The sequence below is a fragment of the Rhizobium sp. IY2 genome (assembly GCF_047532935.1).
In the GTDB taxonomy this organism is placed as follows: domain Bacteria; phylum Pseudomonadota; class Alphaproteobacteria; order Rhizobiales; family Rhizobiaceae; genus Rhizobium; species Rhizobium anhuiense.
On sequence record NZ_JBLKNU010000010.1, the window covers coordinates 127,351 to 150,545 of the forward strand.

A 23,195-nucleotide genomic window follows, 5' to 3' on the forward strand; every position below is an offset into this window, starting at 1 on the left:
CTTTAGTTGGAAGCCGGGGGCTGTTCACGCACCGGAGTGATGTGGTCGCCGTCACGGACATAAGCGCCCGCCTTGGCCACGACCTCGTCGCCGGTCTTCAATCCATCGACGATCTCGACATAGGCACCGTCCTGGATGCCGGTCTCGATCTTGGCGAATTTCACCACGCCATCCTCGACCTTGCGGGCGGAGGAGCCTTCATTGCCGGTCAGCACGGCGGTCAGGGGAAGCGATACGCCCTCGGTCTCGCGGACGATGATCTCGGCGCTGCCATACATGCCGGAACGCGCCTTGCTGTCATCGTCGATGGAGATATGGACGAGGCCGAGGCGGGTGACCGGATCGACGGTCGGCGACACCAGGCGGACGGCGCCGGAAAGCTTCTCGCGGCTGCCGGAAAGCGAAATTGCCGCCTTCTGGCCGGCCACGACCCTGACGATATCGCTTTCGGCGACCTCGGCGACAAGCTCGACATCACCGTCGCGGATGATGGTGAACAATGGGTCGCCGTTGCCGGCAGCTATCGCACCGACCTTGGCGTTTTTCGCCGAGACCGTGCCGGCGACCGGCGTCTTCACGTCGGTGCGTGCCAGCTTCAGATCGGCATCGGCGATCTGGCTGTCGAAGACCTTGAGATCGGCTTCGGCGACCTCGATCGCCTGTTCGGCGGAGACAACGCGGGCATTGGCGGCGGCGGCAGTCGCATCGGCCTGTTCGACCTGGGCGGTGGAAACCGTGCCCTTCTTGACCATTTCCTGGGCGCGGGCCTGCTGCTGCCTTGCCTGTTCGGCATTGGCCTGTGCCTCGATGAGCTGGGCGCGCAGCTGGGCGAGACTTGCCTGACCCTTGGCTTTCGTCGCCATCATCTGGCTCTTTTCCAGCACCAGCGCGTCGTCATTGAGCGTCGCCAGCGTGCTTTCCGCCTGAACCTTGTCGCCGACATCGGCTTTCAGCGTGCGGATCGACAGACCTTCGACCTGCGGCTGGATATAGACTTCCTCGACGGGCTTGATCGTTCCCGTGCCGATGACACGGTCGACGAGAGTGCGATTGACAGCCTTGGTGACGACGATTGCCGGCAGGTTCTGCTGCGGTTTTGCGACCGGCGTTTCCTGCGAAAATGCGGTTGATGCAGCCAGAGCTGCTGCGAAAAGGGTGGAGGCGCCTAGAATTCCAATCGGCTTACGTGCCATGCGTCTTCGTCCAATCTTATGATAAGGTTGGCCGAACTCGCGCGTCTGCCACTCAGCGCGCGATCAGGCCACTGCCCTTCCTGCATTCTCAGAGGTATCCGCCGATCCTTTGCCGTCTTCATCCCTCGCCGGCAAATTCGGCTTGTAGGTGGTATCGATTTGCTCGATCTACAAGTCCGGCAGAAAACAATTCCCCATGAGGCGATAATAATTACCATTCCGACGTCAATCAATCACCGCAAGGTTATGTCAACATTACGAAGATTGATCGCGCTTCTACCCCATGACGTTTGACGCCCGATAAATGCGACAGTTGCAAGGTGTTTTTTCCGGTCTTGCGCCGAAAAAACAAAACGCGCGGAAATCTTCCGCGCGTTTCGCTTCGCAATATTGCCGAAACTACTTGGCAGCGGCGTCGGTAATGTCGTGCGTCCAGGCGCCCGCAGGCTCCTTGCTGATGATCTTCTGGTCGAGCAACGCCTTTGCCGTGCGGGCATAGAGCGCTTCGTCCAGCTTGCCGGAGCCGTCGCCGACCAGCTTGGCGACTTCGCCCATCATGCGCTTCTGGTGGTTTTCGTCCTGACCGCCATTGTCCATGACGATCTCGGCGGCTTCATCGGGATTCTCGGTCGCATATTTCCAGCCCTTCAACGAAGCGCGGACGAACTTGACCATCTTTTCCTTGAAGGCCGGGTCCTTCAGCTTGTCTTCCATCGCATAGAGGCCGTCTTCGAGAAGGTCGTTGCCCATCTCGGTATAGTTGAAGACCGTCAGTTCTTCCGGCTTGAAGCCGGCATCGATCGCCTGCCAGTATTCGTTATAGGTCATGACGGAAATGCAGTCGGCCTGCTTCTGGACGAGCGGCTGTACGTCGAAGCTCTGCTTCAGCACGGTGACGCCGTTCGGGCCGCCTTCCGTGGACAGGCCGAGCTTGTTCATCCAGGCAAAGAAGGGATATTCGTTGCCGAAGAACCAGACGCCGAGCGTGTGGCCCTTGAAGTCGGCTTCGGTCTTGACCGGGCCGTCCTTGCGGCAGACCATTTCCAGGCCGGACTTCTGGTAGGGCTGGGCGATGTTGACGAGCGGAACGCCCTTTTCGCGGGCAACCAGGGCGCCGCCCATCCAGTCGACGATGACATCGGCGCCGCCGCCGGCGATCACCTGCTCGGGGGCGATATCGGGGCCGCCCGGCTTGATGTCGACGTCGAGGCCTTCTTCCTTGTAAAAGCCCTTGTCCTTGGCGACGTAATAACCGCCGAACTGGCTCTGCGTGACCCATTTCAACTGCAGCACCACCTTGTCGGCGGCCATCGCATGGGCTGCTGCAAGCGACATCGCGCTTGCCATCATTGCAACCATCAACTTTCTCATTTTCTTATCCTTACCCTCTGAAGTTATGCCCGGACCTGTTTGCAAAGCCCGCGCGCGTCTAGCCACCACGGATAGACGGATGCCAGAACGTCACCGCCCGTTCGGTCAGGGCGATGACACCATAGAAGATCGAGCCGGCCAGCGCCGCGACGGCGATTTCCGCCCAGACCATGTCGACATTCATGCGGCCGATCTCGGTGGAGATGCGGAAGCCCATGCCGACGATCGGCGTTCCGAAGAATTCCGCAACGATGGCACCAATCAGCGCCAGCGTCGAGTTGATCTTCAGTGCATTGAAAATAAAGGGCATTGCTGCCGGAAGCTTGAGCTTGAGCAGCGTCTGCCAGTCGCTCGAGGCATAGGTGCGCATCAGGTCGCGCTCCATGCTGCCGGAGGCGGCAAGGCCGGCGACGGTGTTCACCAGCATCGGGAAAAAGGTCATGATGATGACGACGGCGGCCTTCGACGGCCAGTCGAAGCCGAACCACATGACCATGACGGGGGCGACGCCAATGATCGGCAGAGCCGACACCATGTTGCCGATCGGCAGCAGGCCGCGGCGCAGGAAGACGATGCGATCGGCCAGCACCGCGACGGCGAAGCCGCTGAGGCAGCCGGCGATGTAACCGATCAGCACCGCCTTGAAGATCGTCTGCCTGACATCGTCGCCGAGGATCGGCAGCGAGGCCATGATGCGCGCGCCGATGGCGCTCGGCGGCGGCAGCAGGATGAAGGGGACGCCGGCACCGCGCGTAACCGCCTCCCAGAGGATGAGTATCCAGGCGCCGAAGATCGCCGGGATCAGCAGTTGGAGTGTCGATCTGCCGAAGGTGGTGACGGGCTGCAATTTCGACAGCTCGGTGACGCATCGCCAGGCAAGCAGCCAGCAGGCAAAGAGCAGCAGGAAGAAAGCCCGTGTGGCCGCGCCGTCATTGCCGGAGAGAGCGGAAAGCAGCATCCAGGCGGCGCCATGTGCGCCGATAAACAAGACGGTGGCACGATAGGCCGGCGGCTGCGGCGCGAAGGACAGGAGGGCTGCCGTGATGACGATGGTGAAAGTGAGGCTTGCCGTGCCGTCGGTGAAGGGGCGCGGCGCGCCATCGGCCAGGAGCGGCAGGGCCGTCAGCGCCGCGAGACAGAGAAGGAGGGCAACGACGCCTTGCCAGGAAAAGCTCAAATGTCTCATGCCGGCCTCCCGCCCATGGTGCGGTCGACGATCTTCGCCGCAAGGCCGACGATCGCGACCAGGATACCGGCCAGCAGCGATCCGGCGACGAGGGCGGCCCAGATGTCGATGGTCTGGCTATAATAGGAGCCGGCGAGCAGCTTCGAGCCGATGCCGGCGACAGCCCCCGTCGGCAACTCGCCGACGATGGCGCCGACCAGGCTGGCGGCGATCGCGACCTTCATCGAGGTGAAGAGGAAAGGGATCGAGGCGGGAACGCGGAGCTTCCAGAACGTCTGCATCGGGCTGGCATAATAGGTGCGCATCAGGTCGAGATGCATGATTTCGGGCGAACGCAGCCCCTTCACCATGCCGACGGCGACCGGAAAGAAAGAGAGGTAGGTGGAGATCAGCGCCTTGGAAACGAGGCGGGAAGCGTCGGAATCGAGGTTCAGCAGATGCGCAATTGCATTGTCGCCGGTCAGCACATTGTAGGAGATGATGACGATCATCGGTGCAATCGCAAGGATCGGTATGGTCTGGCTCGCCACCAGCCAGGGCATCAGCGAGCGGTCCATGGCGCGATTGTGCACGATCAGCACGGCAAGAAGGATGCCGAGCAGCATGCCGAAACCGAAGCCGAGCAGGGTCGAGGAGAGCGTCACCCAGCTGTGATAGACGAGGCTGCGATTGCTCGAAAGGCTGCGCAGGAAGGTGTTCTCGTAGACGTTCTGCGCCACCTGATGCGGCGCCGGCAGGATCGGCTTCGGCTGGGCGAGCGTCTTGCCGATGAATTCGATGGTCGTAGGGGTGGCGCCGGCGCGGCCGTCCATGTCGCGCTGGAACGGCGCGTTCATCAGGACCGCAGCGACATACCAGATGACGAGGAGGGCCAACAGAATGGTGGTGACGGGGACGATCTTGTCTTTGAAGGTGTCGGGTTTCACAGCGACTGCCCCCATTTGCTGGCCCCGGACGCCCAACCATCCCTCGAACTCAACCGGCTAAACCTCATGGCTATGCCCCGTTCTCAGCCCCTCGCGGACGCGATGGGCGATTTCCAGGAATTCGGGGGTGTCGCGGATGTCGAGCGGGCGTTCGGCAGGCAGGGTCGAGTCGATCACGTCGGTCACGCGGCCCGGACGCGGCGACATCACCACGATCTTGGTCGAGAGGTAGACCGCCTCGGGGATGGAATGGGTGACGAAGCAGATCGTCTTGTTGGTGCGGGTCCAGAGCTTCAGCAGCTCTTCGTTCAGATGGTCGCGGACGATCTCGTCCAGCGCGCCGAAGGGCTCGTCCATCAGCAGCAGGTCGGCGTCGAAGGCGAGCGCGCGGGCGATCGAGGCGCGCTGCTGCATGCCGCCGGAAAGCTGCCAGGGGAATTTCTTCTCGAAGCCGGAAAGACTGACGAGATCGAGCGCTTCGGCGATGCGCCTCGTCCGGTCGGCGCCAGAATATCCCATGATTTCCAGCGGCAGGGCGATGTTGTTTTCGATGGTGCGCCAGGGATAGAGCGCCGGCGCCTGGAAGACATAGCCGTAGGCACGGGCCTTGCGCGCCTCTTCCGGCGTCATGCCATTGATCGAGATCTCGCCCGAGGTGCTCTTCTCCAGATCGGCGATGACACGCAGGAAGGTCGTCTTGCCGCAGCCCGACGGGCCGATGAAAGAGACGAAATCGCCCTTGCGAACATCGAGATTGACATTGCTCAGGGCACGCACCGGGCCGTCATTCGCCTGGTAGGTGAGACAGAGATCCTTGGCGGATACGACGGAAGGTGCTTGCATCAATGCGACCAGTCTTGTTTTCCCCGCGGGAACGCGGTTTGCGTGTTATCATTATCGCCGGTTTTATCGACGATACATTCCATGGAGGATGAGGATGGACGTGACATCAAAGCCCACCTGCCACATCGTTCGCCCCAATCATGCCTATGACGGCAAGCAGGGGCTCAGCTATTTCGAAGGGGTCGCGGCCGAGACGGTCGGCGCCAAGGGCATCTGCATGCACCTCCTGACGATCCCACCCGGCGTGCGCGCCAAGGCGCATCTGCATGAGGCGCACGAGACGGCGATCTACATGCTCTCCGGCGAGGCGCATACCTGGTACGGGGACCGGCTGGAGCATCACGTCGTCGTCCATGCCGGCGAACTTTTCTATATCCCGGCCGGCGTGCCGCATCTGCCGGCAAACCTCAGCTGCACGCCGTGCACGGCGGTCATCGCGCGCACCGATCCGAACGAGCAGGAGAGCGTCGTGCTGCTGCCGGAGTTGGACGCTTTGGTGCCGGCGTGAGGTCATTGGCATGGAGGCGTCGGTCCCCGGTTGATGGCCGTATCGTTACGCACCATCATCATACGCCGGTTGCCGGAATGCCGCTGCGCTCCACCTTGCGCGGAGAGGTGATCTCCTTCCAGGTGGACAGCGCCTTGCTGACGGCCGTCACCGGCTCGCGCCGGACGAATTCGCCGTGGCCCTCGCGGGTCTTGACGGTGCTTTCCTCGATCGCGACGATGCCGCGCGTCAGCGTGTAGCGCGGCAGGCCGGTCACTTCCTTGCCCTCGAAGACGTTGTAGTCGATCGCCGACTGCTGGGCCTTGGACGAGATGGTCTTGGAACGTTTCGGATCCCAGACGACGATATCGGCATCGGCGCCGACCAGGATCGCGCCCTTCTTCGGATAGATGTTGAGGATCTTGGCGATGTTGGTCGAGGTGACGGCGACGAATTCGTTCATCGTCAGCCGGCCTGTGTTGACGCCATGCGTCCAGAGCATCGGCATGCGGTCTTCGAGGCCGCCGGTGCCGTTCGGGATCTTGGTGAAATCGCCGACGCCGAAGCGCTTCTGCGCCGTGGTGAAGGCGCAATGGTCGGTGGCGACCACCTGCAACGAGCCGGAGGCAAGGCCCGCCCAAAGCGAGTCCTGATGCTGTTTGCTGCGGAAGGGCGGCGACATCACCCGGCGGGCGGCGTGATCCCAGTCGGGGTTGGAATATTCGCTCTCGTCGAGCGTCAGGTGCTGGATCAGCGGTTCGCCATAGACACGCATGCCTTTGGCGCGGGCGCGGCGGATCGCCTCGTGCGCCTGTTCGCAGGAGGTGTGGACGATATAGACCGGGCAGCCGGCCATATCGGCGATCATGATGGCGCGGTTGGTGGCTTCGCCCTCGACTTCTGCGGGCCGCGAATAGGCATGCGCCTCGGGGCCGTTATTGCCTTCGGCCAGCAGCTTTGCCGACATCGAGGCGACGACGTCGCCATTTTCGGCATGCACCAGCGGCAGGGCGCCGAGTTCGGCGCAGCGCTGGAACGACGCGAACATCTCGTCGTCGTCCACCATCAGCGCGCCCTTATAGGCCATGAAGTGCTTGAAGGTGTTGATGCCCTTGTCGCGGACGATGGTCTCCATCTCCTTGAAGACCTGCTCGCTCCACCAGGTAACCGCCATGTGGAAGGAATAATCGCAATTGGCCCGGGTCGATTTGTTGTCCCACATGGTCAGCGCTTCGAGCAGGGACTGGCCGGGGGCGGGGAGCGCAAAATCGACCACCATCGTCGTGCCGCCGGAAAGGGCCGCGCGCGTGCCGCTCTCGAAATCGTCGGAGGAATAGGTGCCCATGAACGGCATTTCGAGATGGGTATGCGGATCGATGCCGCCCGGCATGACATAACAGCCGGAGGCATCCAGCGTCTCGTCGCCCGAGAGGTTCGGCCCGATCTCGACGATCTTGCCGCCGTCGATTTTCACGTCAGCCTTGTAGGTCAGGTCGGCGGTGACGATGGTGCCGTTTTTGATGACTGTGGTCATGATCGTTCCCCATTCCTTAATGATTTGAAAGGCGAGCTTCGCGGCGATTACCTCACACCACGATCTCCGCCGTCTCGACCACCGCATGGAACAGCACGTCGGCTCCAGCCGTCGCCCATTCCTTGGAAATCTCCTCGGCCTCGTTGTGAGAGAGACCACCCACGCACGGGCACATGACCATCGTCGCAGGTGCAACCTTGGCGGCCCAGCAGGCGTCGTGGCCGGCGCCGGAGATGATGTTCATGTGGCTGTAGCCGAGCCTCTCGGCGGCATCGCGCACCGAGGTGACCAGTTTCGGATCGAAGGTGATCGGCTCGAAGTGGCCGATTGCCTCGATGGAACAGCCGACGCCGAGCGCATCGGTGATCTCGGGCGCCTTCGCCTCGATCTTGGCCCGCATCCGGTCGAGCTTCTCCTTGTCGGGCGAGCGGATGTCGACGGTGAAGACGACCTTGCCCGGCAGCACGTTGCGGGAATTCGGCGAGAAGAACACCTGGCCGACACCGCCGACGGCGCCCGGCTGTTCGCCCATCGCCACACTCTGGACCATTTCCAGGATGCGGGCCATGGCGAGGCCGGCATTGACGCGCAGGTTCATCGGCGTCGAACCGGTATGGGCTTCCTTGCCGGTCAGCGTGAATTCCAGCCACCACAGGCCCTGGCAATGGGTGACGACGCCGATCTGCTTTTCCTCGGCCTCGAGGATCGGCCCCTGCTCGATGTGATATTCGAAATAGGCATGCATCTTGCGGGCGCCGACCTCTTCGTCGCCGACCCAGCCGATGCGCTTCAGCTCGTCGCCGAACAGATTGCCCTCGGGGTCCTTGCGATTATAGGCAAAATCCAGGCTGTGCACGCCGGCAAAGACGCCCGACGCCAGCATGGCAGGCGCGAAACGGGCGCCTTCCTCATTCGTCCAGTTGGTGACGACAACAGGATGTTTGGTCTTGATGCCGAGATCGTTCATGGTGCGTACGACTTCGAGGGCCGCGAGCACGCCGAGCACGCCGTCATATTTGCCGCCGGTCGGCTGGGTGTCGAGATGCGAACCGACATAGACCGGCAAGGCATCGGGATCGGTGCCGGGGCGGGTGGCGAACATCGTGCCCATGCGGTCGACGCCCATGGTCAGGCCGGCCTCGTCGCACCATGTCTTGAAGAGGCCGCGTCCTTGCGCATCGGCATCCGTCAGCGTCTGGCGATTGTTGCCGCCGGCGATGCCGGGGCCGATCTTCGCCATGTCCATGAGACTGTCCCAGAGACGGTCGCCATTGACGCGCATGTTCTCGCCTGGTGCTGCCACCATTTCCTATGCCCTCACCTGTTTGCGGCAGTCATGCAAAGGGCATGCCTGCCTGTTCCCGTGGTCTATTCCTGCGCTTCTTATTGGTTTTGTCGAGCGCCGGAAAATCGCCAGTTGCCTTTGTTTTTCATCTGGCGGATAATTTGACCGATTGGTAAACATTACAACTTCCACCGCCGGGCTCAAGACGAAAATCACGAAAATCGCCGATAAAAATACGGGCAGTTGCTCAACAAAGCGGCAGGAGGTGTCTCCGGGCAAAACTTGAGCGAAGAAGTTGAATTTCAAGGGGAAATAACAGCCTGTGACCATACCGAGAGCAGCGAAAACCCTGAGGCGGACGCGAATCCAGGAGGAGAAGGAAGAGCAGATCCTGGAGGCGGCGCTCGACGTGTTTTCGGCAAGCGGCTTCCGCGGCTCGACCATCGACCAGATCGCCGAAGTGGCCGGCATGTCGAAACCCAATCTGCTCTATTACTTCCGCACCAAGGAAGCCATGCACCGCGCGCTGATCGACCGGGTGCTCTACACCTGGCTGGAGCCGCTGCGGGCCTTCGACGCCGAGGGCAATCCCGAGGAGGAAATCCGCAGTTATATCAGACGCAAGCTGGAGATGGCCCGCGATTTTCCGCGCGAGAGCCGGCTTTTCGCCAATGAGGTGCTACAGGGCGCGCCGCATATCGAGGACGAGCTGAAGGGGCCGCTGAAGGAACTGGTCGACGAGAAGGCGGAGGTCATCCGCGCCTGGGCGAAAGCCGGCAAGATCGTCAAATGCGACCCCTACCACCTGATCTTCTCCATCTGGTCGACGACGCAGCATTACGCAGATTTCGACGTCCAGGTGCGGGCCGTGCTCGGACAGGAGCATTCCGGTGAGGGCCGCTTCGAGGATGCGGCGCGGTTTCTGGAGCAGCTCTTCATCGGCGGGCTGCGACCGGATCGTTCCGAGACCTGAGGTCTATTGCCTTTTAGGAAGCGGCACGCGGCCCAGTATGTCCGTCATGCCTTCCATCGTATAGGGCTTCTGCAGCACAGGTGCGTCCGAATGGCTGTTCGCCTGGGCGATGCCTTCCCCATAACCTGTGGCAAAAATGAAGGGCACGCCGTCAGCTGCCAGCCGGTCGGCGATCCCGAAACTCGTCTCATCGCCGAGATTGACATCGAGAAGCGCCAGATCGAAGGACCGGCCAGCCAGGATTTCCATCGCCTCGCTGACACTTGGCGCCGTTGCCACCTCGGCGCCGAGCCGGCGTAGGATGTCCTCGCCATCCATGGCGATGATCAGGTTGTTTTCCACCAGCAGAACATTCAGGCCGGAGAGTGGCTGATCGTCGGCAATCGTCTTGCGATCGGCCGCTCCGACCGGAGCCGGCTTTGACGATTCGCTCGTCGGGCCGACGACATGTCGCGCCGGAATGCAGAAATCCGCCTCGAGCCCGTCCTTGGCGTAGCGGACCTCCGCCTTGCCGCCGAGGTCATAGGGAATCGAGCGGCGGATGATGGTCGAACCGAAGCCGTGGCGTTTGGGTTCGATGACGGGCGGGCCGTCTTTTTCGTGCCAGTCAATGTGCAGATTGCCTTCGTCGTCGCGCCGCCAGCCGAGTTCGACGGTGCCGCTGCCGTTGCCGGAAAGACTGCCGTATTTGGCGCTGTTGGTCATCAGCTCATGGAAAACAAGGGCGGCGGTGGAGAATGCCTGCGGTTCCAGCAGTACGTCCTCGCCGCTCATCCGGATGCGTTGTGCGTTTTTCCCGAGATAGGCGGCTGTTTCTGCCAGCAGCAATTGCCGGAGCGAAGCGGGCGCCCAGTGGTCGCGGGTGATCTGGTCATGGGCTCGTGCGAGCGACTGGATGCGGCCCTCGAGCTGGCGGATGTAGTCGCCAAGGCTGACGGAGGTTGCCTGCGACTGCCGGACGATCCCGGTGATGAGGCTCAATATGTTGCGGACACGGTGGTTCAGTTCGGCGATCAGCAGTTCCTGGCGCTCGTTTGCCGTCTGGCGCGCCATGCTGACCTCGTCGGTCAGGCGCAGCACCACCTCGATCAATGTAACGCGGATGGTTTCGGCGACGCGGTGCTCGGCTTCGGTGAAGGGCAGCGAGCGGCCGCGCACCAGTTCAGACCAGGCTTCGAAACTCTTGCGCGGCGTCAGCCGCGGGCCGTTGGGGCCGTACTCCACCGGCTTGTACGGGTCGCCGCCCCAGCGGACGGTGCGCACCAATTCCTGACGGAAAAGCACGACATAATCGCGCGGCGAACGCGAGATGGGGATGGCGAGCATGCCCGCCACCGCGTCGTCGACCTCAAGATCCGGATAGGCTTCTGCGAGCCTGTCCACGGCATAGATGCGGCCGGCGGCATTGCGGTTGAGGTGGCGGACGAGGGCTGTGAAGCCTCTCTCGTCCGGCCCGATGCCGGCAAGTGCCAGCCGGCCGTTGATCCAGACGCCGATGCCGTCGGCAGGAATGGCGTCGGCAAGCGCCTCGATCAGCCAGGCGGGATCGTCGAGCAGGCTTGCATTGTCCGCCACGGAGGTGAGGAGCCGGTCGGCGATGCGGCGCGCCTTGGTCTCGTATTCGAGAGCCTGCCGCCGTTCGCGGCTTTCAAGGCGCGAAGCAAACATCTGGCCGAAGAGTTCGGCAGTAGAGCGGCTTTGGGCCGAAGGCAGACGCGGGCCGTAATGATGGCAGGCAAACAGGCCCCAGAGCCTGCCGTCGACGACGATCGATATGGAGAGCGAGGCGCCAACGCCCATGTTTTTCAAATATTCGATATGGATCGGCGAGACCGAACGCAAGACCGACATGGAAAGATCGAGCGGCTGGCCGTGTTCGTCGAGCGGCGGAAGGATCGGGACCGGGACGGCGTCGACATCGGCAATGATGCGGAACAGGTTGCGCAGATAAAGCGCGCGTGCCTGCACCGGAATGTCGGAAGCCGGGTAGTGCAGCCCGAGAAACGAGCCGATCCCGGCCCGGGCGGCTTCCGCCACGACTTCGCCGGAACCGCTTTCATCGAAACGGTAGACCATGACCCGATCGAAGCCGGTGAGGGCGCGCGCCTGTCTTGCTCCTTCGCGGAAAAAAGCCTCCATTGTTTCCGTGTGATCGAGGCGGGACATCATGCTGCGCATCGAGAGGGAAGCGGCGTCGCGCCTATCTTCCTGGCAGCGCTCGCCTTCGATGATGACCTGACCTTCGTTCAGATGCACGGCAACGTCGAACCTGTTTTGATCGGGCGTCAGAGCAATGCCGAAAATGCGCTCGACGACGTCGGAGCTGCGCAACGTGGTCAGCTTGTTGCGGACCGTGTGGAGTGCTTCAGGGGTGATCAGGGAGACAATGGGACGGCCGATCGCGTCGGTCTGCGCAACACCGAGGAACTCCACCAGATTTGTAGAGGCGCGCGTGACAATCCAGTCTGAGGATACCGCCAAGAGAAAACCGAAGGGTTGAACCGAGCCGAGCTGGTGTATCGGCTCACGGTCGCAATTGGTGAGATCGACGGGTTCGTGCGTGCCGCTCATTGGACAGCTTCCGTGGGGACCGCTTCCATCGGGGCCGCTTCCAGCGCGAGTTGCCCGGCTTTGAGGAAGAGGTCGAAGACATCGCGGGCAGCGGTTATGGCAGCGGCGGGATCGTCGACGTTGCTCCCGTCAAGACGATCCATGAAGAGCCGCATGGCGCCCTTCGGGCCTTGCGGGCTCAGGTAGCTGCTGGGCAAGTGATCAGGGATGGCCTTGGCGAGCAGGGCGCCGCCGAGCTTGGAGCCTTCAAGGACGTAGGCAGCCCCCCAGACCGCCGCGTCGCAATGCAATGCCGGTTGCGGAAGGAGCGGGGGCAATCGATCGTCGAGCGCCCTTATGTCGGCAGCGAGCAGGTGTGCACGCCTTCGTCCCGTCCAGTCGGGGAGCAGGCGGGCGATTCCGGCTTGCTCAAGCGCATGTTCGACTGATGGTACGACCTGGGCATGGGCGCGCAGGAAGGCCTTGTAATCCTGGGGGCGTGAGAGGTTGAAACTGCCGAAGAGAGTGTCGACCGCGGCGTGGCAATCTGCTGTTTGTGCGCGGAGGGCGCTGCGAAGTGACATGCTGACCGTGTTCCGAGTGATATGGCGTGCGCTATGAGGGGCGACGAACTAGCGATATACTGCGGCATCGGGTTATTTCCAGAGAAACGGCTAGGAATAACATAGGTTTCTCGCCAGCTGGTGGCTGCAATCCACCATTGGCGATCAGCACCCAACGTTCAGCCCATCATTGCGGGCAGTCTGGCGGCGAGCGTGTCGATCGCGAGCCTCACCTTGGGCAGCATGACAGGGGAGCGTAGCCAGATGGCATGGGCATCGAAGACATTGGCCGGTTCGTGCTTCAGCACCTGAATGAGCCGGCCTGCCAGCACCTGCTCGCGTACCAGCCAGCAAGGCAGCCAGGCCAGGCCGCGCCCGGCGACGGCGGCATCGGAAATCGACGCGAGGTCGTCGAGCCGCAGCCGTGCCTTCGGCTGCATCCGCCGTCCGGGATCGGCTGCAGTGGGGAATATCCACCCTTTGTCGTTATCGCCCCGCCTGTAAACGATGCCTTCATGCAGCGGAATATCGGAGATCGCCTGCGGCGCGCCATATCTTTCCAGATAGGCGGGCGATGCACAGACGGTCATGCGCTGGCGGGCGATCGCCCGGGCCATCAGATCCGGATTGTCCTTCAGCGGTCCGTTGCGGATGGCAAGGTCGAAGCCGTCCTCGAGCAGGTCGACGATCCGGTCGCTGAAGGAAAGGTCGAGTTCGAGATCCGGATGTTCATCGAGCAGGCTTGCGAGGATCGGCGCGATGCAATGGCGGCCGAAAAGCACGGGCATGGAGATGCGCAACCGGCCGCGCACATCACGCCGGCCGGATTCCAGCATGGCTTCCCCGAGGCGGATTTCCTCGACCGCTCGCAGGCAGCGCTCGTAGAAGAAACGGCCTTCCTCGGTCAGGCTCTGCATGCGCGTCGTGCGGTTGAAAAGCCGAACGCCGAGACGCTGTTCCAGACGTGCGATCGTCTTGCCGACGGCCGAGCGTGTGAGGTGGAGCCGCTCGGCGGCAGCCGAAAAGCCGCCTGCCTCGACGGCTTCGACAAAAATCGAGATCCCTTTCAGCTGTTCCATTTGTTTCCTTTTTGGAACCATTTTGGTGAATTAATATCGCAACTGGCGCGAAATATTCAACGATATGTTTTCGCTCCCTGCAATGGACAAGGAGCAAGACAATGCAGACAACACGGCAATGGCAGATCGATGCGGTTGGATCGGAGCACAATCTCACGGTCGGCGAGCGGAGGCTCGAACCGGTTTCGGGAAACAGGATCCTGGTCCGGACGGAAGCTGTCTCGCTCAATTTCCGCGACCGGCTGGTGATGGAGAGCGGCATGGGATTGCCGCTGCAATTTCCCTTCGTGCCGGCCTCCGATATGGCGGGGGTCGTGGAGACGGTCGGGCCTGAGGTCACCCGTTTCAAGCCGGGCGACCGGGTCATTTCGACCTTTTCGCCCGACTGGATCGACGGACGCGGGTTGGGCGATGCCCGCACGCCGCCTTACAAGACACGCGGCGGCGTCTATCCCGGCGTCCTTTCCCAATACACCGTTCTGTCGGAGGAATGGTATTCGCGCGCACCCGATACGCTCGATGCAGCACAGGCGAGCACCTTGCCCTGCGCCGGGCTGACTGCCTGGTTCGCCTTGATCGAACGCGGCGGTCTGAAGGCCGGTGACAAGGTGCTGGTGCAAGGCACCGGCGGCGTGGCGCTTTTCGGCCTGCAGATCGCCAAGGCGCACGGCGCCGAGGTCTTCATCACCTCAGGCAGCGCGGAGAAACTCGAGCGCGCCGTTGCTCTCGGCGCCGATCACGCGATCAACCGCCGCGAGGGCGACTGGGTTGAGCAACTCTACCAACTGACCGGCGGCTATGGCGCCGACCACGTGCTTGAGATCGTCGGCGGCCCGCATCTCGACCTGGCACTGAAAGCGGTGGCGATCAATGGCCGCATTTCCGTGATCGGCGTGCTCGAAGGCTTCGAAGTCTCCGGCCAGGCCGCTCCGCTGCTGCTCAAGGCGCCTGTCGTGCAGGGCATTTCCGTCGGCCATCGCCGCGCGCTGGAAGACCTGGTGCGGGCAGTCGACCAGACCGGGCTGAAGCCCGTGATCGACAAGCGCTATGCCTTCGACGAATTCCCGCAGGCGCTCGATCATCTCTATCGCGGGCCCTTTGGCAAGGTGGTCGTCGAGTTCTGACGGTCGCGATCTTCCGTTCGATTAAGTTATGCGGCCATTCAAAGGGCGACAGCGCCGGGCATCTGAAAAGACGCGCGGCGCTGCCGGCGGAGAAGGGAGGCCGCTCAGGCCGCGGCTGGAACGCCTTGTTCGAAGGTGAAGCGTTCATCGGCCCAGCCGGTCATGCCGCCGATCATCAGTTTCACGGACAGGCCGAGGCGGGAGAGGCGAAGTGCGGCCTTATCAGCGCCGTTGCAATGCGGGCCGGCGCAATAGACGACGAAGAGCGTGTCGGAAGGCCAGGCCGACATGCGGTGCGCCGTCATCTTGCCATGCGGCAGGTTGATGGCGCCGGGAATGTGGGACTTTGCAAAGAGCGTCGGCGAGCGTACGTCGAGAAGAACGAAATCGACCTTGCCAGATGCAAAGGCTGCGTGGACGTCGGAGCAATCGGTCTCGAAGGCAAGCTTGGCGGCAAAATGGGCAGCGGCGATATCAGCAGCGGCGGCGGGGATGTCTGCGACGGGGCTTGGCATTTGCGATTTCCTTTTTGGTTCGAATTGCAGCCTGGTATCGCCGATGCTAAAGCTCTGCGAAATTGGCCATCATGACTGACAGCGTAAAGATCATGCCAAACTCCTCGCCGCAGCAGACGAAAGGACCGCTGGTCGCAGCGCTTGCCTATGACGGGCTCTGCACTTTCGAATTCGGCATCGTCTATGAGGTCTTCGGCCTGCCACGCCCGGAGATGGGGGAGGATTGGTATCGCTTCTCGGTCTGCGGCATCGAACCGGGGCCGCTTCGCGCCGCCGGAGGGCTGACGGTCGCCGTCGACAAGGGCCTGGAGGTGCTCGATGAGGCGGACCTGATCGTCGTGCCCGGCTGGCGGGCGATCGATGCGCCGGTGCCGGCACCCCTCGCGAGAGCACTGACGGCAGCGCATCAGCGCGGCGCGCGCATCATGTCGCTCTGCTCGGGCGTTGCAGTTCTTGCCGGATCGGGACTGCTTGCCAACCGCAGGGCGACGACACATTGGCGCTATGTCGCCACGATTGCCGCGCGTTATCCCGACATCACGCTCGATGCCGACGTTCTCTACATGGACGAAGGCAGCCTGCTGACGGCGGCAGGCAGTGCTGCCGGCATCGATCTCTGCCTGCATGTGGTGCGCGGCGATTTCGGTTCGGAGGCGGCAAACAGCGTCGCCCGCCGGCTGGTCGTGCCACCGCATCGCGAAGGCGGACAGGCGCAATTCATTCGCGCGCCGGTTCACGAGGAGCGCGAGGGCATCCGCTTGGGGCCGCTGATCGAATGGATGCGCGAAAGCCTTTCCGAGGACCAGCCGATCAGCCTGCTTGCCAAAAGAGCCGGTATGAGCATGCGCACCTTTCAGCGGCGCTTCGAAGCGACGACGGGTCTCAGCGTCGGCGAATGGCTGCTGACGGAGCGGCTGCGCCATGCCCGCGATCTGCTGGAGAGGGAACTTGCCGTTTCGCTCGACGATATCGCCGTCGCCAGCGGCTTTGGAACACTGGCGACGATGCGGCATCATTTCCGCAGGCGGCTCGGGACGAGCCCCAATGCCTATCGGAAGTCGTTCGGCGGTTAAATTGGCCCGAGGCTTCGAACGTTACTGGCAAGACTGCAACGCCGCGGATTTCCGCGGCGTTGCAAATCCCTATTCCGCCGCCTGGCGTGCCATCGGGTTGTTCGGGTGCGTCGTCCAGTTGGCATAGTTCGGGTCGACGACGCGGCCGGTGCGCTTGTCGAGGGTGCCGGCGGGAAGCTGCTCCATGGTGATGCAGTTCTCGACCGGGCAGACGCTGACGCAGAGATTGCAGCCGACGCATTCCTCGTCCATCACCTCGAAATGACGAGCGCCGTTGACGAAGTTGGTGATTGCCTGGTGCGAGGTATCCTCGCATGCGATGTAGCAGCGGCCGCACTTGATGCAGGCGTCCTGGTCGATCTTGGCCTTGGCGATGTAGTTGAGGTTCAGATACTGCCAGTCGGTGACGTTGGGCACGGCGCGGCCGGTAATGTCGTCGAGGTTGCGGTGGCCTTTTTCGTCCATCCAGTCGGAGAGGCCCGTGATCATCTCCTGGACGATCTTGAAGCCGTAGGTCATCGCCGCTGTGCAGACCTGGACGTTGCCGGCGCCGAGAACGAGGAATTCGGCCGCGTCCCGCCAGGTGGTGATGCCGCCGATGCCTGAGATCGGCAGGCCGTAGGTTTCGGGATCACGGGCGATCTCGGCCACCATGTTGAGCGCGATCGGCTTGACCGCCGGGCCGCAATAACCGCCGTGGCTGCCCTTGCCGCCAACCGTCGGGTTGGGGGCGAAGTTGTCGAGATCGACGGAGACGATCGAATTGATCGTGTTGATCAGCGAGACGGCATCGGTGCCGCCCGCCTTGGCGGCGCGGGCGGGGCGGCGGACATCGGTGATGTTGGGCGTCAGCTTGGTGATGACGGGCATTCGGGTGTACTGCTTGCACCAGCGCACGACCATTTCGATATATTCCGGCACCTGGCCGACCGCGGAACCCATGCCGCGCTCGGACATGCCGTGCGGACAGCCGAAATTGAGCTCGATGCCGTCGGCGCCGGTCTCTTCGACCAGCGGCAGGATCGCCTTCCAGGCCTGCTCCTCGCAGGGTACCATGATCGAGGCGATCAGCGCCCGGTCCGGCCAGTTCATCTTCACCTGCTTCATTTCCCGCAGGTTGGTATAGAGGTCGCGGTCGGTGATGAGCTCGATATTGTTCAGCCCCAGCAGGCGGCGGTCGGCGCCCCAGATCGCGCCGTAGCGCGGGCCGTTGACGTTAACGACAGGCGGGCCTTCCTCGCCCAGCGTCTTCCAGACCACGCCGCCCCAACCGGCCTTGAAGGCACGCTCGACGTTGTAGGCCTTGTCGGTCGGCGGCGCCGACGCCAGCCAGAACGGGTTCGGGGACTTGATGCCGACGAAATTATTGCGGAGATCAGCCATTGTTCATTCTCCCCTTCATGCAACCGCGACAGCCGGAGCGGCGGCCGCGGTGAGGGTGCGGTGGATGGATTCAGCCGCGTCGCGACCGTGGGCGACGGCGGAAACCGTGAGGTCGTCGCCGCCGAAGACGCAGTCACCACCGGCCCAGACGCCGTCGAGCGAGGTATGGCCTTCGCCATCGACGGCGATGCGGCCGCTTTCCATGCGCAGCGAACCGAGACCGGAGGCGTCAAACGTCTGGCCGATCGCCTTGAAGATCTGGTCGGCGGCAATGACGCCGGTTTCGCCGGTGCCGACCAGGCGGCCTTCGAGAAGCTTGGTATATTCCACTTCGATGGCGGCGACTTTGCCGTCCTGCGACAGGATCGATTTCGGCGCCAGCCAGTGGCGGATGATGACGCCCTTGGAGCTTGCCAGATCCTGCTCGAATTCCGAAGCGTTCATGTGTTCCTTGCCACGGCGGTAACAGATCGTCACCTCCTCGGCGCCAAGCAGCTTCGCCTGCACGGCAGCGTCGATCGCCGTCATGCCGCCGCCAAGGACGACGACGCGGCGGCCGACGGCGATTTCGCTCTTGTTTTCAGCCTGACGCAGTGCCGCGATGAAATCGACGGCGTCGTCGACGCCTGCGAGGTTCTCGCCCTCGATGCGCAGCGCGTTGACGCCGGCAAGGCCGATACCGAGGAAGACCGCGTCATATTGGGCCTGCAGATCGGCAAGCGAGAAATTGCGGCCGAGAAGCTGCCCATGCCGGACCTCGATGCCGCCGATCGAGAGGATGTAGTCGACTTCCTTCTGGGCGAAATCGTCGACCGTCTTATAGGTGGCGATGCCGTATTCGTTGAGGCCGCCGGATTTTTCCCTGACATCATAGATGACGACGGAATGGCCTTTCACGGCCAGGCGATGGGCGGCGGCAAGGCCGGCTGGGCCTGCGCCGACGACGGCGATCGTCTTTCCGGTCGGTTCGGCCCTGGCATAGAACTGCTTGCCGGCCTGCATGGCGGCATCTGTCGCATAACGCTGCAGGCGGCCGATCTCGACGGGCCGCTCTTCGGCCGTGTTGCGCACGCAGGCCTGTTCGCAGAGTTCTTCGGTGGGACAGACGCGGGCGCACATGCCGCCAAGGATGTTCTGATCGAAGATCGTCTTTGCTGAGCCGATCGGATTGCCCGTCGAAATCTGGCGGATGAACAGGGGAATGTCGATCGAGGTGGGACAGGCCGTCATGCACGGCGCGTCATAACAGAAATAACAGCGGTCGGCGGCGACCAGCGCCTCGTGATTGTCGAGGCGCGGATGCAGATCGGAAAAATTAGCCTCATACTCGGCGGGCGAAAGCCGGCCAGCATGAATCCCAGTTTCCAGTCGTTCCATTGAAGTTCCCTCATTATTGGTAAACGGCCTGTGAGGGAAAGCGTAACTCAGGTTTAAAAATTTATCAAACGGTAAAATTTTGACGGTTTTCTCTTGCTGGATGCCAAGTAATCGATTGTTTTTATTGGAAGAATTTATCTGGTCCGCATTCGTGAAATGGCTGGACGCGCCCCGCGCCAAGGGCATCGGAAAAAAGATTCAAAAAAGTCGAATTTTTTTCCGATCGGAGGGAACCAAAGTTTGATGTCGCCGTTATTGCGATATCCGGATGGTGATCGCATCGACCCAACATGCGCGCCCCCAACCCACTATCCGGACGTACTCACGGTCCCCTCCCGGTGAGTGAAGACAGCCGGTGCGCCGCCCTCGCACCGGCTGTTTTTCCGTTTGGCGCCTATTTCCAGGCTTTCACACGCGTTTGAAGATCTCGAATTCGGTTTCCGGAATGGTCAGGCGATACTCGATGCGGCCGGGAACGAGTTTCAGCTCCGCCTTGCCGTTGACCGACGAAGGCACGACCCGCTCCAGCACGGTGCGGCCGAAGCTGTTGTCGCTGAATTCGTGGACTTCCGACTGATCATGAAGCACCTCCGCCCAAGCGACTTCGATCGCCTTCCTGTCGCCGATTGCGGCTTCGCGGCAATTCAGCGTGATCGAGGCGGCGCCGCCTGATATCGCGCCGTAGGAGGCGGAGTTGACGATGAGTTCGTGGAGGGCGAGCCCGAGATGCACGGCGGCATTCGGCGTCAGATGCGCATTGATGCCATAGATAGGCATGGAGCCTGATGTTTCCGGCCAATAGGGGGCGAACTGCTTTTCGGCGAGTTCGAAGAGATAGGCGCCACGCCAGCTCGAATCCGTAATCAGATCCTGCGAGTTGGAAAGCGATTGCAGCCGTCCGCGGAATTTGAGGAGGAAGGTGTCGAGAGACAGCGTGTTGCGCGCGGTCTGCGTGGCAATCCCCTGGATGATGGCGAGAAGGTTCTTCGAGCGGTGTGAGAGTTCGCGCAGCAGCGATTTCAGCACTTTTTCGCGGTGCCGGCTTTCGGTCACTTCGGCCATGACGGAGAGAAGTCCGTGCGCGCCGCGTTCACCGGTGCGCTGGATCTTCAGTTCATAGGTACGCCTTTCGCCGTCGACGTCGATCTCGACCTCGGCATTGTTGGGGATCCCGGTTTCCAGCACCTTGTGTTTCAGCGCTGTCAGATATCGCCCATGGGCGTCGCCGAAAAGGGCAGCGTCGCTGTTGCCGGGCATAAAGAGCGCTGCAAAATGCGGCGGCAGATTTTCGGCGTAGAAGATCGACAGCCGGGCGTCTTGGCAGAGGATTGAAATCCCGGCGCTGCCGAGCGCGCGTTCCATCATTGCGGCTTTGCCTTCGAAGGTGAAAGGCACGCCGGACAATGGTTCAGTCGTATTCACTCGACCGCCTTTCCTTGTGACATCTTGAACGTCGCTGAAGGGAGCGCCCTTCCAGACACCGCCTGTCAACTCTAGAACAAAGCGCTGCAAAAACCGTTAAAGCCACCGGAGTCCCGGTAGCACCGGAACGTATGCTTTGGCGATTTGGTTCCGAAGTCCGGAAAATTGCGTCTCAGGCGGCCACTCTGGTCGATTCGTTGAAGAAAAGAGCTTGGCTGATCAGTGCCTTGACCATGTCCGGATTGAAGGGCTTGGTGACAAGGAAAGTCGGCTCAGGGCGCTCGCCGGTCAGAAGCCGTTCAGGGAAAGCGGTGATGAAGATCACCGGCACGCTCGACGTCTTGAGGATGTCGTTGACTGCGTCGATACCGGAACTGCCGTCGGCAAGCTGGATGTCGGCCAGCACCATGCTCGGCTTGGTCTTATTGTAGAGCGCGACGGCTTCGGCATGCGTGCGGGCGATGCCGGTGACGCGATGGCCGAGGCTTTCGACCATCTGCTCAATATCCATGGCGATCAGCGGCTCGTCCTCGATGATCATGATATCGGTGGCGACCTGACGGGAAATTTCCTGCGAGGCCACGTCGAGCAAATGCATGACGTCCTGTTCCTCGGTTTCCAGGATATCGGCGATTTCGGCGACGCGAAAATTCTCCACAGAGGCGAGCAAAAAGGCCTGACGGGCACGAGGCGAAACCTTGGAAAGGTTCAGTGTGGCGCGTTGCTCCCAGGCATAGGGCGAAGTCGGCTCTGGAATCTGGACTGCCGTGGAACCAAACAGTTGCGTAAACAGTTTGTAGAGTGCGACCCGGTCGTTCGCCGTATCCGGGAAAATCGACAGATCGGCGATGATGGCTTCGAGGACGGCGGCGACATAGGCGTCGCCCGAAGTCTGGGTGCCGGTGAGGGCGCGGGAATAGCGGCGCAGATAAGGAAGGTGCGGCGCAATTCGAGTAGAAAGTGTCATTAATGGCTCCTGCATACAGGCCGGCATTGGCTTCAATGAGCGGTTAACGTCGCCTTGCTAAAAAAGTTCCGGAACGGGAGGAACTTTTTTTGTCGCGCCGCATTATTCCAGCCGACAATGAAAGGGCGTAGCGTTTTGACCCATGCAACGGCAAATACTGGCGACATCGACACTGGAACGTTCGGAGTCGATGGTTGAAATCATGATTGATCCCCTGCACGCCCCTCTAACAGACAACCGGCGAGAAGACGAATTGATGACTACACGCAAGAAAGAGGCAGCCGATCAGCGAAAGCTGGAGCTGCGGGCAAGCGACATCCTGGACCCGAACAATCAGATCGGCGTCAGGTTGCGGTCGCTTTATGCGGCCGCACAGGATGAAGCGATTCCCGATCGTTTTCTCGACCTTCTCGAAAAGCTCGACCATGCTGAAATGATGGCTTCCGCCAAAATGGCCGAATAGGATCGCCGCATGGAAGATAAAGCGCAACCCAGCTTCAAGCGGGAACTGCTGGCGGCACTCCCCAGTCTTCGCGCCTTCGCGATCTCGCTCATCGGACGGCACGACCGTGCCGACGATCTCGTCCAGGACACCATCATGAAAGCCTGGGCCAAACAGGATCATTTCGAGATGGGCACCAATATGAAGGCCTGGCTCTTCACGATCCTGCGCAACGAACTCTACAGCCAGATGCGCAAGAGCGGCCGCGAGGTACAGGACAGCGACGGGCTGTTCACGGAATCGATGGCGATGCATCCCTCGCAATATGGCGCGCTCGATCTGCAGGACTTCAAAAAGGCGCTCGACCAGCTGCCGCCGGACCAACGCGAAGCGATCATCCTCGTCGGCGCCTCGGGTTTCTCCTATGAGGAGGCCGCCGAAATCTGCGGCTGCGCCGTCGGCACCATCAAGAGCCGCGTCAACCGGGCCCGCCAGCGACTGCAGGAATTGCTGCAGATATCAGGCGAGGCGGATTTCGGCCCCGACGCAACGTCGGCGCCGCTGACGTCGAAGGCCTTTGCCTTCTGACAAGAGTTATACTTGGGAGGAAGGCCGGCTGCCCCTTCGGGGCGCCGGCTTTTTTGCGTTCGTGGGAGTGTTAGAAGGGCGTGTATCCAAAAGTGGTGGATAGTTGTCTAACGCGCACTACTGTTCGTCCCTCATTCCTGTGCTCGTCACAGGAATCCAGTGCGCCCAAGTCCTTGGGCGCGAAAGGTTTTTCCCACCTGCCGTGTCGGTTCATTCACCGCGCGGAACGCGCCGTAGCTGGATTCCTGTGACAAGCACAGGAATGAGGGAGAGCGAGGTGGGAGTCATGCCTAATCTTCCGCTGGTAATGTGAA

21 protein-coding genes are annotated in these 23,195 nt (G+C 61.8%); 6 read left to right on the forward strand and 15 right to left on the reverse strand.

What is annotated here, in order from left to right:
* Positions 1-2: 2 nt before the first annotated feature.
* From ACMUVN_RS25790 to ACMUVN_RS25810, 5 genes are all read right to left on the reverse strand, one after another.
* Positions 3-1,193, reverse strand: coding sequence for an efflux RND transporter periplasmic adaptor subunit (locus tag ACMUVN_RS25790; protein ID WP_047618696.1), 1,191 nt, complete (start codon positions 1,191-1,193; stop codon positions 3-5).
* Positions 1,194-1,592: 399 nt separating this feature from the next.
* A complete protein-coding gene (locus tag ACMUVN_RS25795) occupies positions 1,593-2,564 on the reverse strand; it encodes an ABC transporter substrate-binding protein (protein ID WP_047618698.1) in 972 nt (323 codons plus the stop codon).
* Between the two features lie 58 nt (positions 2,565-2,622).
* Positions 2,623-3,750 (reverse strand): ABC transporter permease, encoded by a 1,128-nt coding sequence (locus ACMUVN_RS25800; RefSeq protein WP_047618701.1) that lies wholly within the window; start codon positions 3,748-3,750, stop codon positions 2,623-2,625.
* The gene (locus ACMUVN_RS25805; protein WP_025570395.1) at positions 3,747-4,676 is read right to left on the reverse strand and encodes an ABC transporter permease; all 930 of its coding nucleotides are present in this window, start codon (positions 4,674-4,676) and stop codon (positions 3,747-3,749) included. Before ACMUVN_RS25805 ends, ACMUVN_RS25800 begins: the two co-directional genes overlap by 4 nt.
* A 57-nt stretch (positions 4,677-4,733) precedes the next feature.
* Entirely contained in the window at positions 4,734-5,519 is a 786-nt protein-coding gene (locus tag ACMUVN_RS25810) for an ABC transporter ATP-binding protein (RefSeq protein ID WP_063474392.1), read from the reverse strand.
* A gap of 94 nt (positions 5,520-5,613) precedes the next feature.
* Here ACMUVN_RS25810 and ACMUVN_RS25815 point away from each other — a divergent pair, with 94 nt between their 5' ends.
* On the forward strand, positions 5,614-6,027 hold the full coding sequence (locus ACMUVN_RS25815; RefSeq protein ID WP_414815628.1) for a cupin domain-containing protein: 414 nt from the start codon (positions 5,614-5,616) through the stop codon (positions 6,025-6,027).
* Between the two features lie 58 nt (positions 6,028-6,085).
* On the opposite strand, the gene hydA is transcribed toward ACMUVN_RS25815, so the two are convergent.
* On the reverse strand, positions 6,086-7,540 hold the full coding sequence (gene hydA, locus ACMUVN_RS25820; RefSeq protein ID WP_183904758.1) for a dihydropyrimidinase: 1,455 nt from the start codon (positions 7,538-7,540) through the stop codon (positions 6,086-6,088).
* A gap of 52 nt (positions 7,541-7,592) precedes the next feature.
* Positions 7,593-8,846: a Zn-dependent hydrolase gene (locus ACMUVN_RS25825; protein ID WP_414815629.1), complete on the reverse strand. Its 1,254-nt coding sequence runs from the start codon at positions 8,844-8,846 to the stop codon at positions 7,593-7,595.
* A gap of 301 nt (positions 8,847-9,147) precedes the next feature.
* On the opposite strand from ACMUVN_RS25825, the gene ACMUVN_RS25830 reads away from it, so the two are divergent.
* Positions 9,148-9,798, forward strand: coding sequence for a TetR family transcriptional regulator C-terminal domain-containing protein (locus ACMUVN_RS25830; protein WP_025570386.1), 651 nt, complete (start codon positions 9,148-9,150; stop codon positions 9,796-9,798).
* Between the two features lie 3 nt (positions 9,799-9,801).
* On the opposite strand, the gene ACMUVN_RS25835 is transcribed toward ACMUVN_RS25830, so the two are convergent.
* The 3 genes from ACMUVN_RS25835 to ACMUVN_RS25845 all read right to left on the reverse strand — a co-directional run bounded on the left by ACMUVN_RS25835 (position 9,802) and on the right by ACMUVN_RS25845 (position 13,990).
* Complete coding sequence (locus tag ACMUVN_RS25835) at positions 9,802-12,369, reverse strand: HWE histidine kinase domain-containing protein (RefSeq protein WP_414815630.1); 2,568 nt, start codon at positions 12,367-12,369, stop codon at positions 9,802-9,804.
* On the reverse strand, positions 12,366-12,932 hold the full coding sequence (locus ACMUVN_RS25840; protein ID WP_414815631.1) for a biliverdin-producing heme oxygenase: 567 nt from the start codon (positions 12,930-12,932) through the stop codon (positions 12,366-12,368). The genes ACMUVN_RS25835 and ACMUVN_RS25840 overlap by 4 nt, the downstream gene beginning before the upstream one ends.
* Positions 12,933-13,090: 158 nt before the next feature.
* Complete coding sequence (locus tag ACMUVN_RS25845) at positions 13,091-13,990, reverse strand: LysR family transcriptional regulator (RefSeq protein WP_168333386.1); 900 nt, start codon at positions 13,988-13,990, stop codon at positions 13,091-13,093.
* Between the two features lie 101 nt (positions 13,991-14,091).
* Between ACMUVN_RS25845 and ACMUVN_RS25850 the strand changes: the two genes are divergently transcribed.
* On the forward strand, positions 14,092-15,114 hold the full coding sequence (locus ACMUVN_RS25850; protein ID WP_168333385.1) for a zinc-dependent alcohol dehydrogenase family protein: 1,023 nt from the start codon (positions 14,092-14,094) through the stop codon (positions 15,112-15,114).
* A 104-nt stretch (positions 15,115-15,218) separates the two neighbouring features.
* On the opposite strand, the gene ACMUVN_RS25855 is transcribed toward ACMUVN_RS25850, so the two are convergent.
* Positions 15,219-15,629 (reverse strand): rhodanese-like domain-containing protein, encoded by a 411-nt coding sequence (locus ACMUVN_RS25855; protein ID WP_414815632.1) that lies wholly within the window; start codon positions 15,627-15,629, stop codon positions 15,219-15,221.
* A 71-nt stretch (positions 15,630-15,700) separates the two neighbouring features.
* On the opposite strand from ACMUVN_RS25855, the gene ftrA reads away from it, so the two are divergent.
* Positions 15,701-16,702, forward strand: a complete 1,002-nt coding sequence (gene ftrA / locus ACMUVN_RS25860; protein WP_414815633.1) for a transcriptional regulator FtrA — start codon at positions 15,701-15,703, stop codon at positions 16,700-16,702.
* A gap of 69 nt (positions 16,703-16,771) precedes the next feature.
* Here ftrA and preA read toward each other — a convergent pair whose 3' ends face one another.
* The 4 genes from preA to ACMUVN_RS25880 all read right to left on the reverse strand — a co-directional run bounded on the left by preA (position 16,772) and on the right by ACMUVN_RS25880 (position 21,851).
* Complete coding sequence (gene preA / locus ACMUVN_RS25865; protein WP_047618719.1) at positions 16,772-18,085, reverse strand: NAD-dependent dihydropyrimidine dehydrogenase subunit PreA; 1,314 nt, start codon at positions 18,083-18,085, stop codon at positions 16,772-16,774.
* A gap of 15 nt (positions 18,086-18,100) precedes the next feature.
* Positions 18,101-19,462, reverse strand: coding sequence for an NAD(P)-dependent oxidoreductase (locus ACMUVN_RS25870; RefSeq protein ID WP_414815634.1), 1,362 nt, complete (start codon positions 19,460-19,462; stop codon positions 18,101-18,103).
* Positions 19,463-19,870: 408 nt separating this feature from the next.
* A complete protein-coding gene (locus ACMUVN_RS25875) occupies positions 19,871-20,866 on the reverse strand; it encodes a sensor histidine kinase (RefSeq protein WP_047618776.1) in 996 nt (331 codons plus the stop codon).
* 190 nt (positions 20,867-21,056) lie between these two features.
* Positions 21,057-21,851 carry a response regulator gene (locus tag ACMUVN_RS25880; protein WP_047618726.1) on the reverse strand — a complete coding sequence of 265 codons (795 nt, stop codon included), beginning with the start codon at positions 21,849-21,851 and terminating at the stop codon, positions 21,057-21,059.
* A 256-nt stretch (positions 21,852-22,107) separates the two neighbouring features.
* Here ACMUVN_RS25880 and ACMUVN_RS25885 point away from each other — a divergent pair, with 256 nt between their 5' ends.
* Entirely contained in the window at positions 22,108-22,314 is a 207-nt protein-coding gene (locus ACMUVN_RS25885; RefSeq protein WP_024319398.1) for a NepR family anti-sigma factor, read from the forward strand.
* 9 nt (positions 22,315-22,323) lie between these two features.
* A complete protein-coding gene (locus ACMUVN_RS25890) occupies positions 22,324-22,881 on the forward strand; it encodes an RNA polymerase sigma factor (RefSeq protein WP_007630757.1) in 558 nt (185 codons plus the stop codon).
* Positions 22,882-23,195 lie beyond the last annotated feature (314 nt).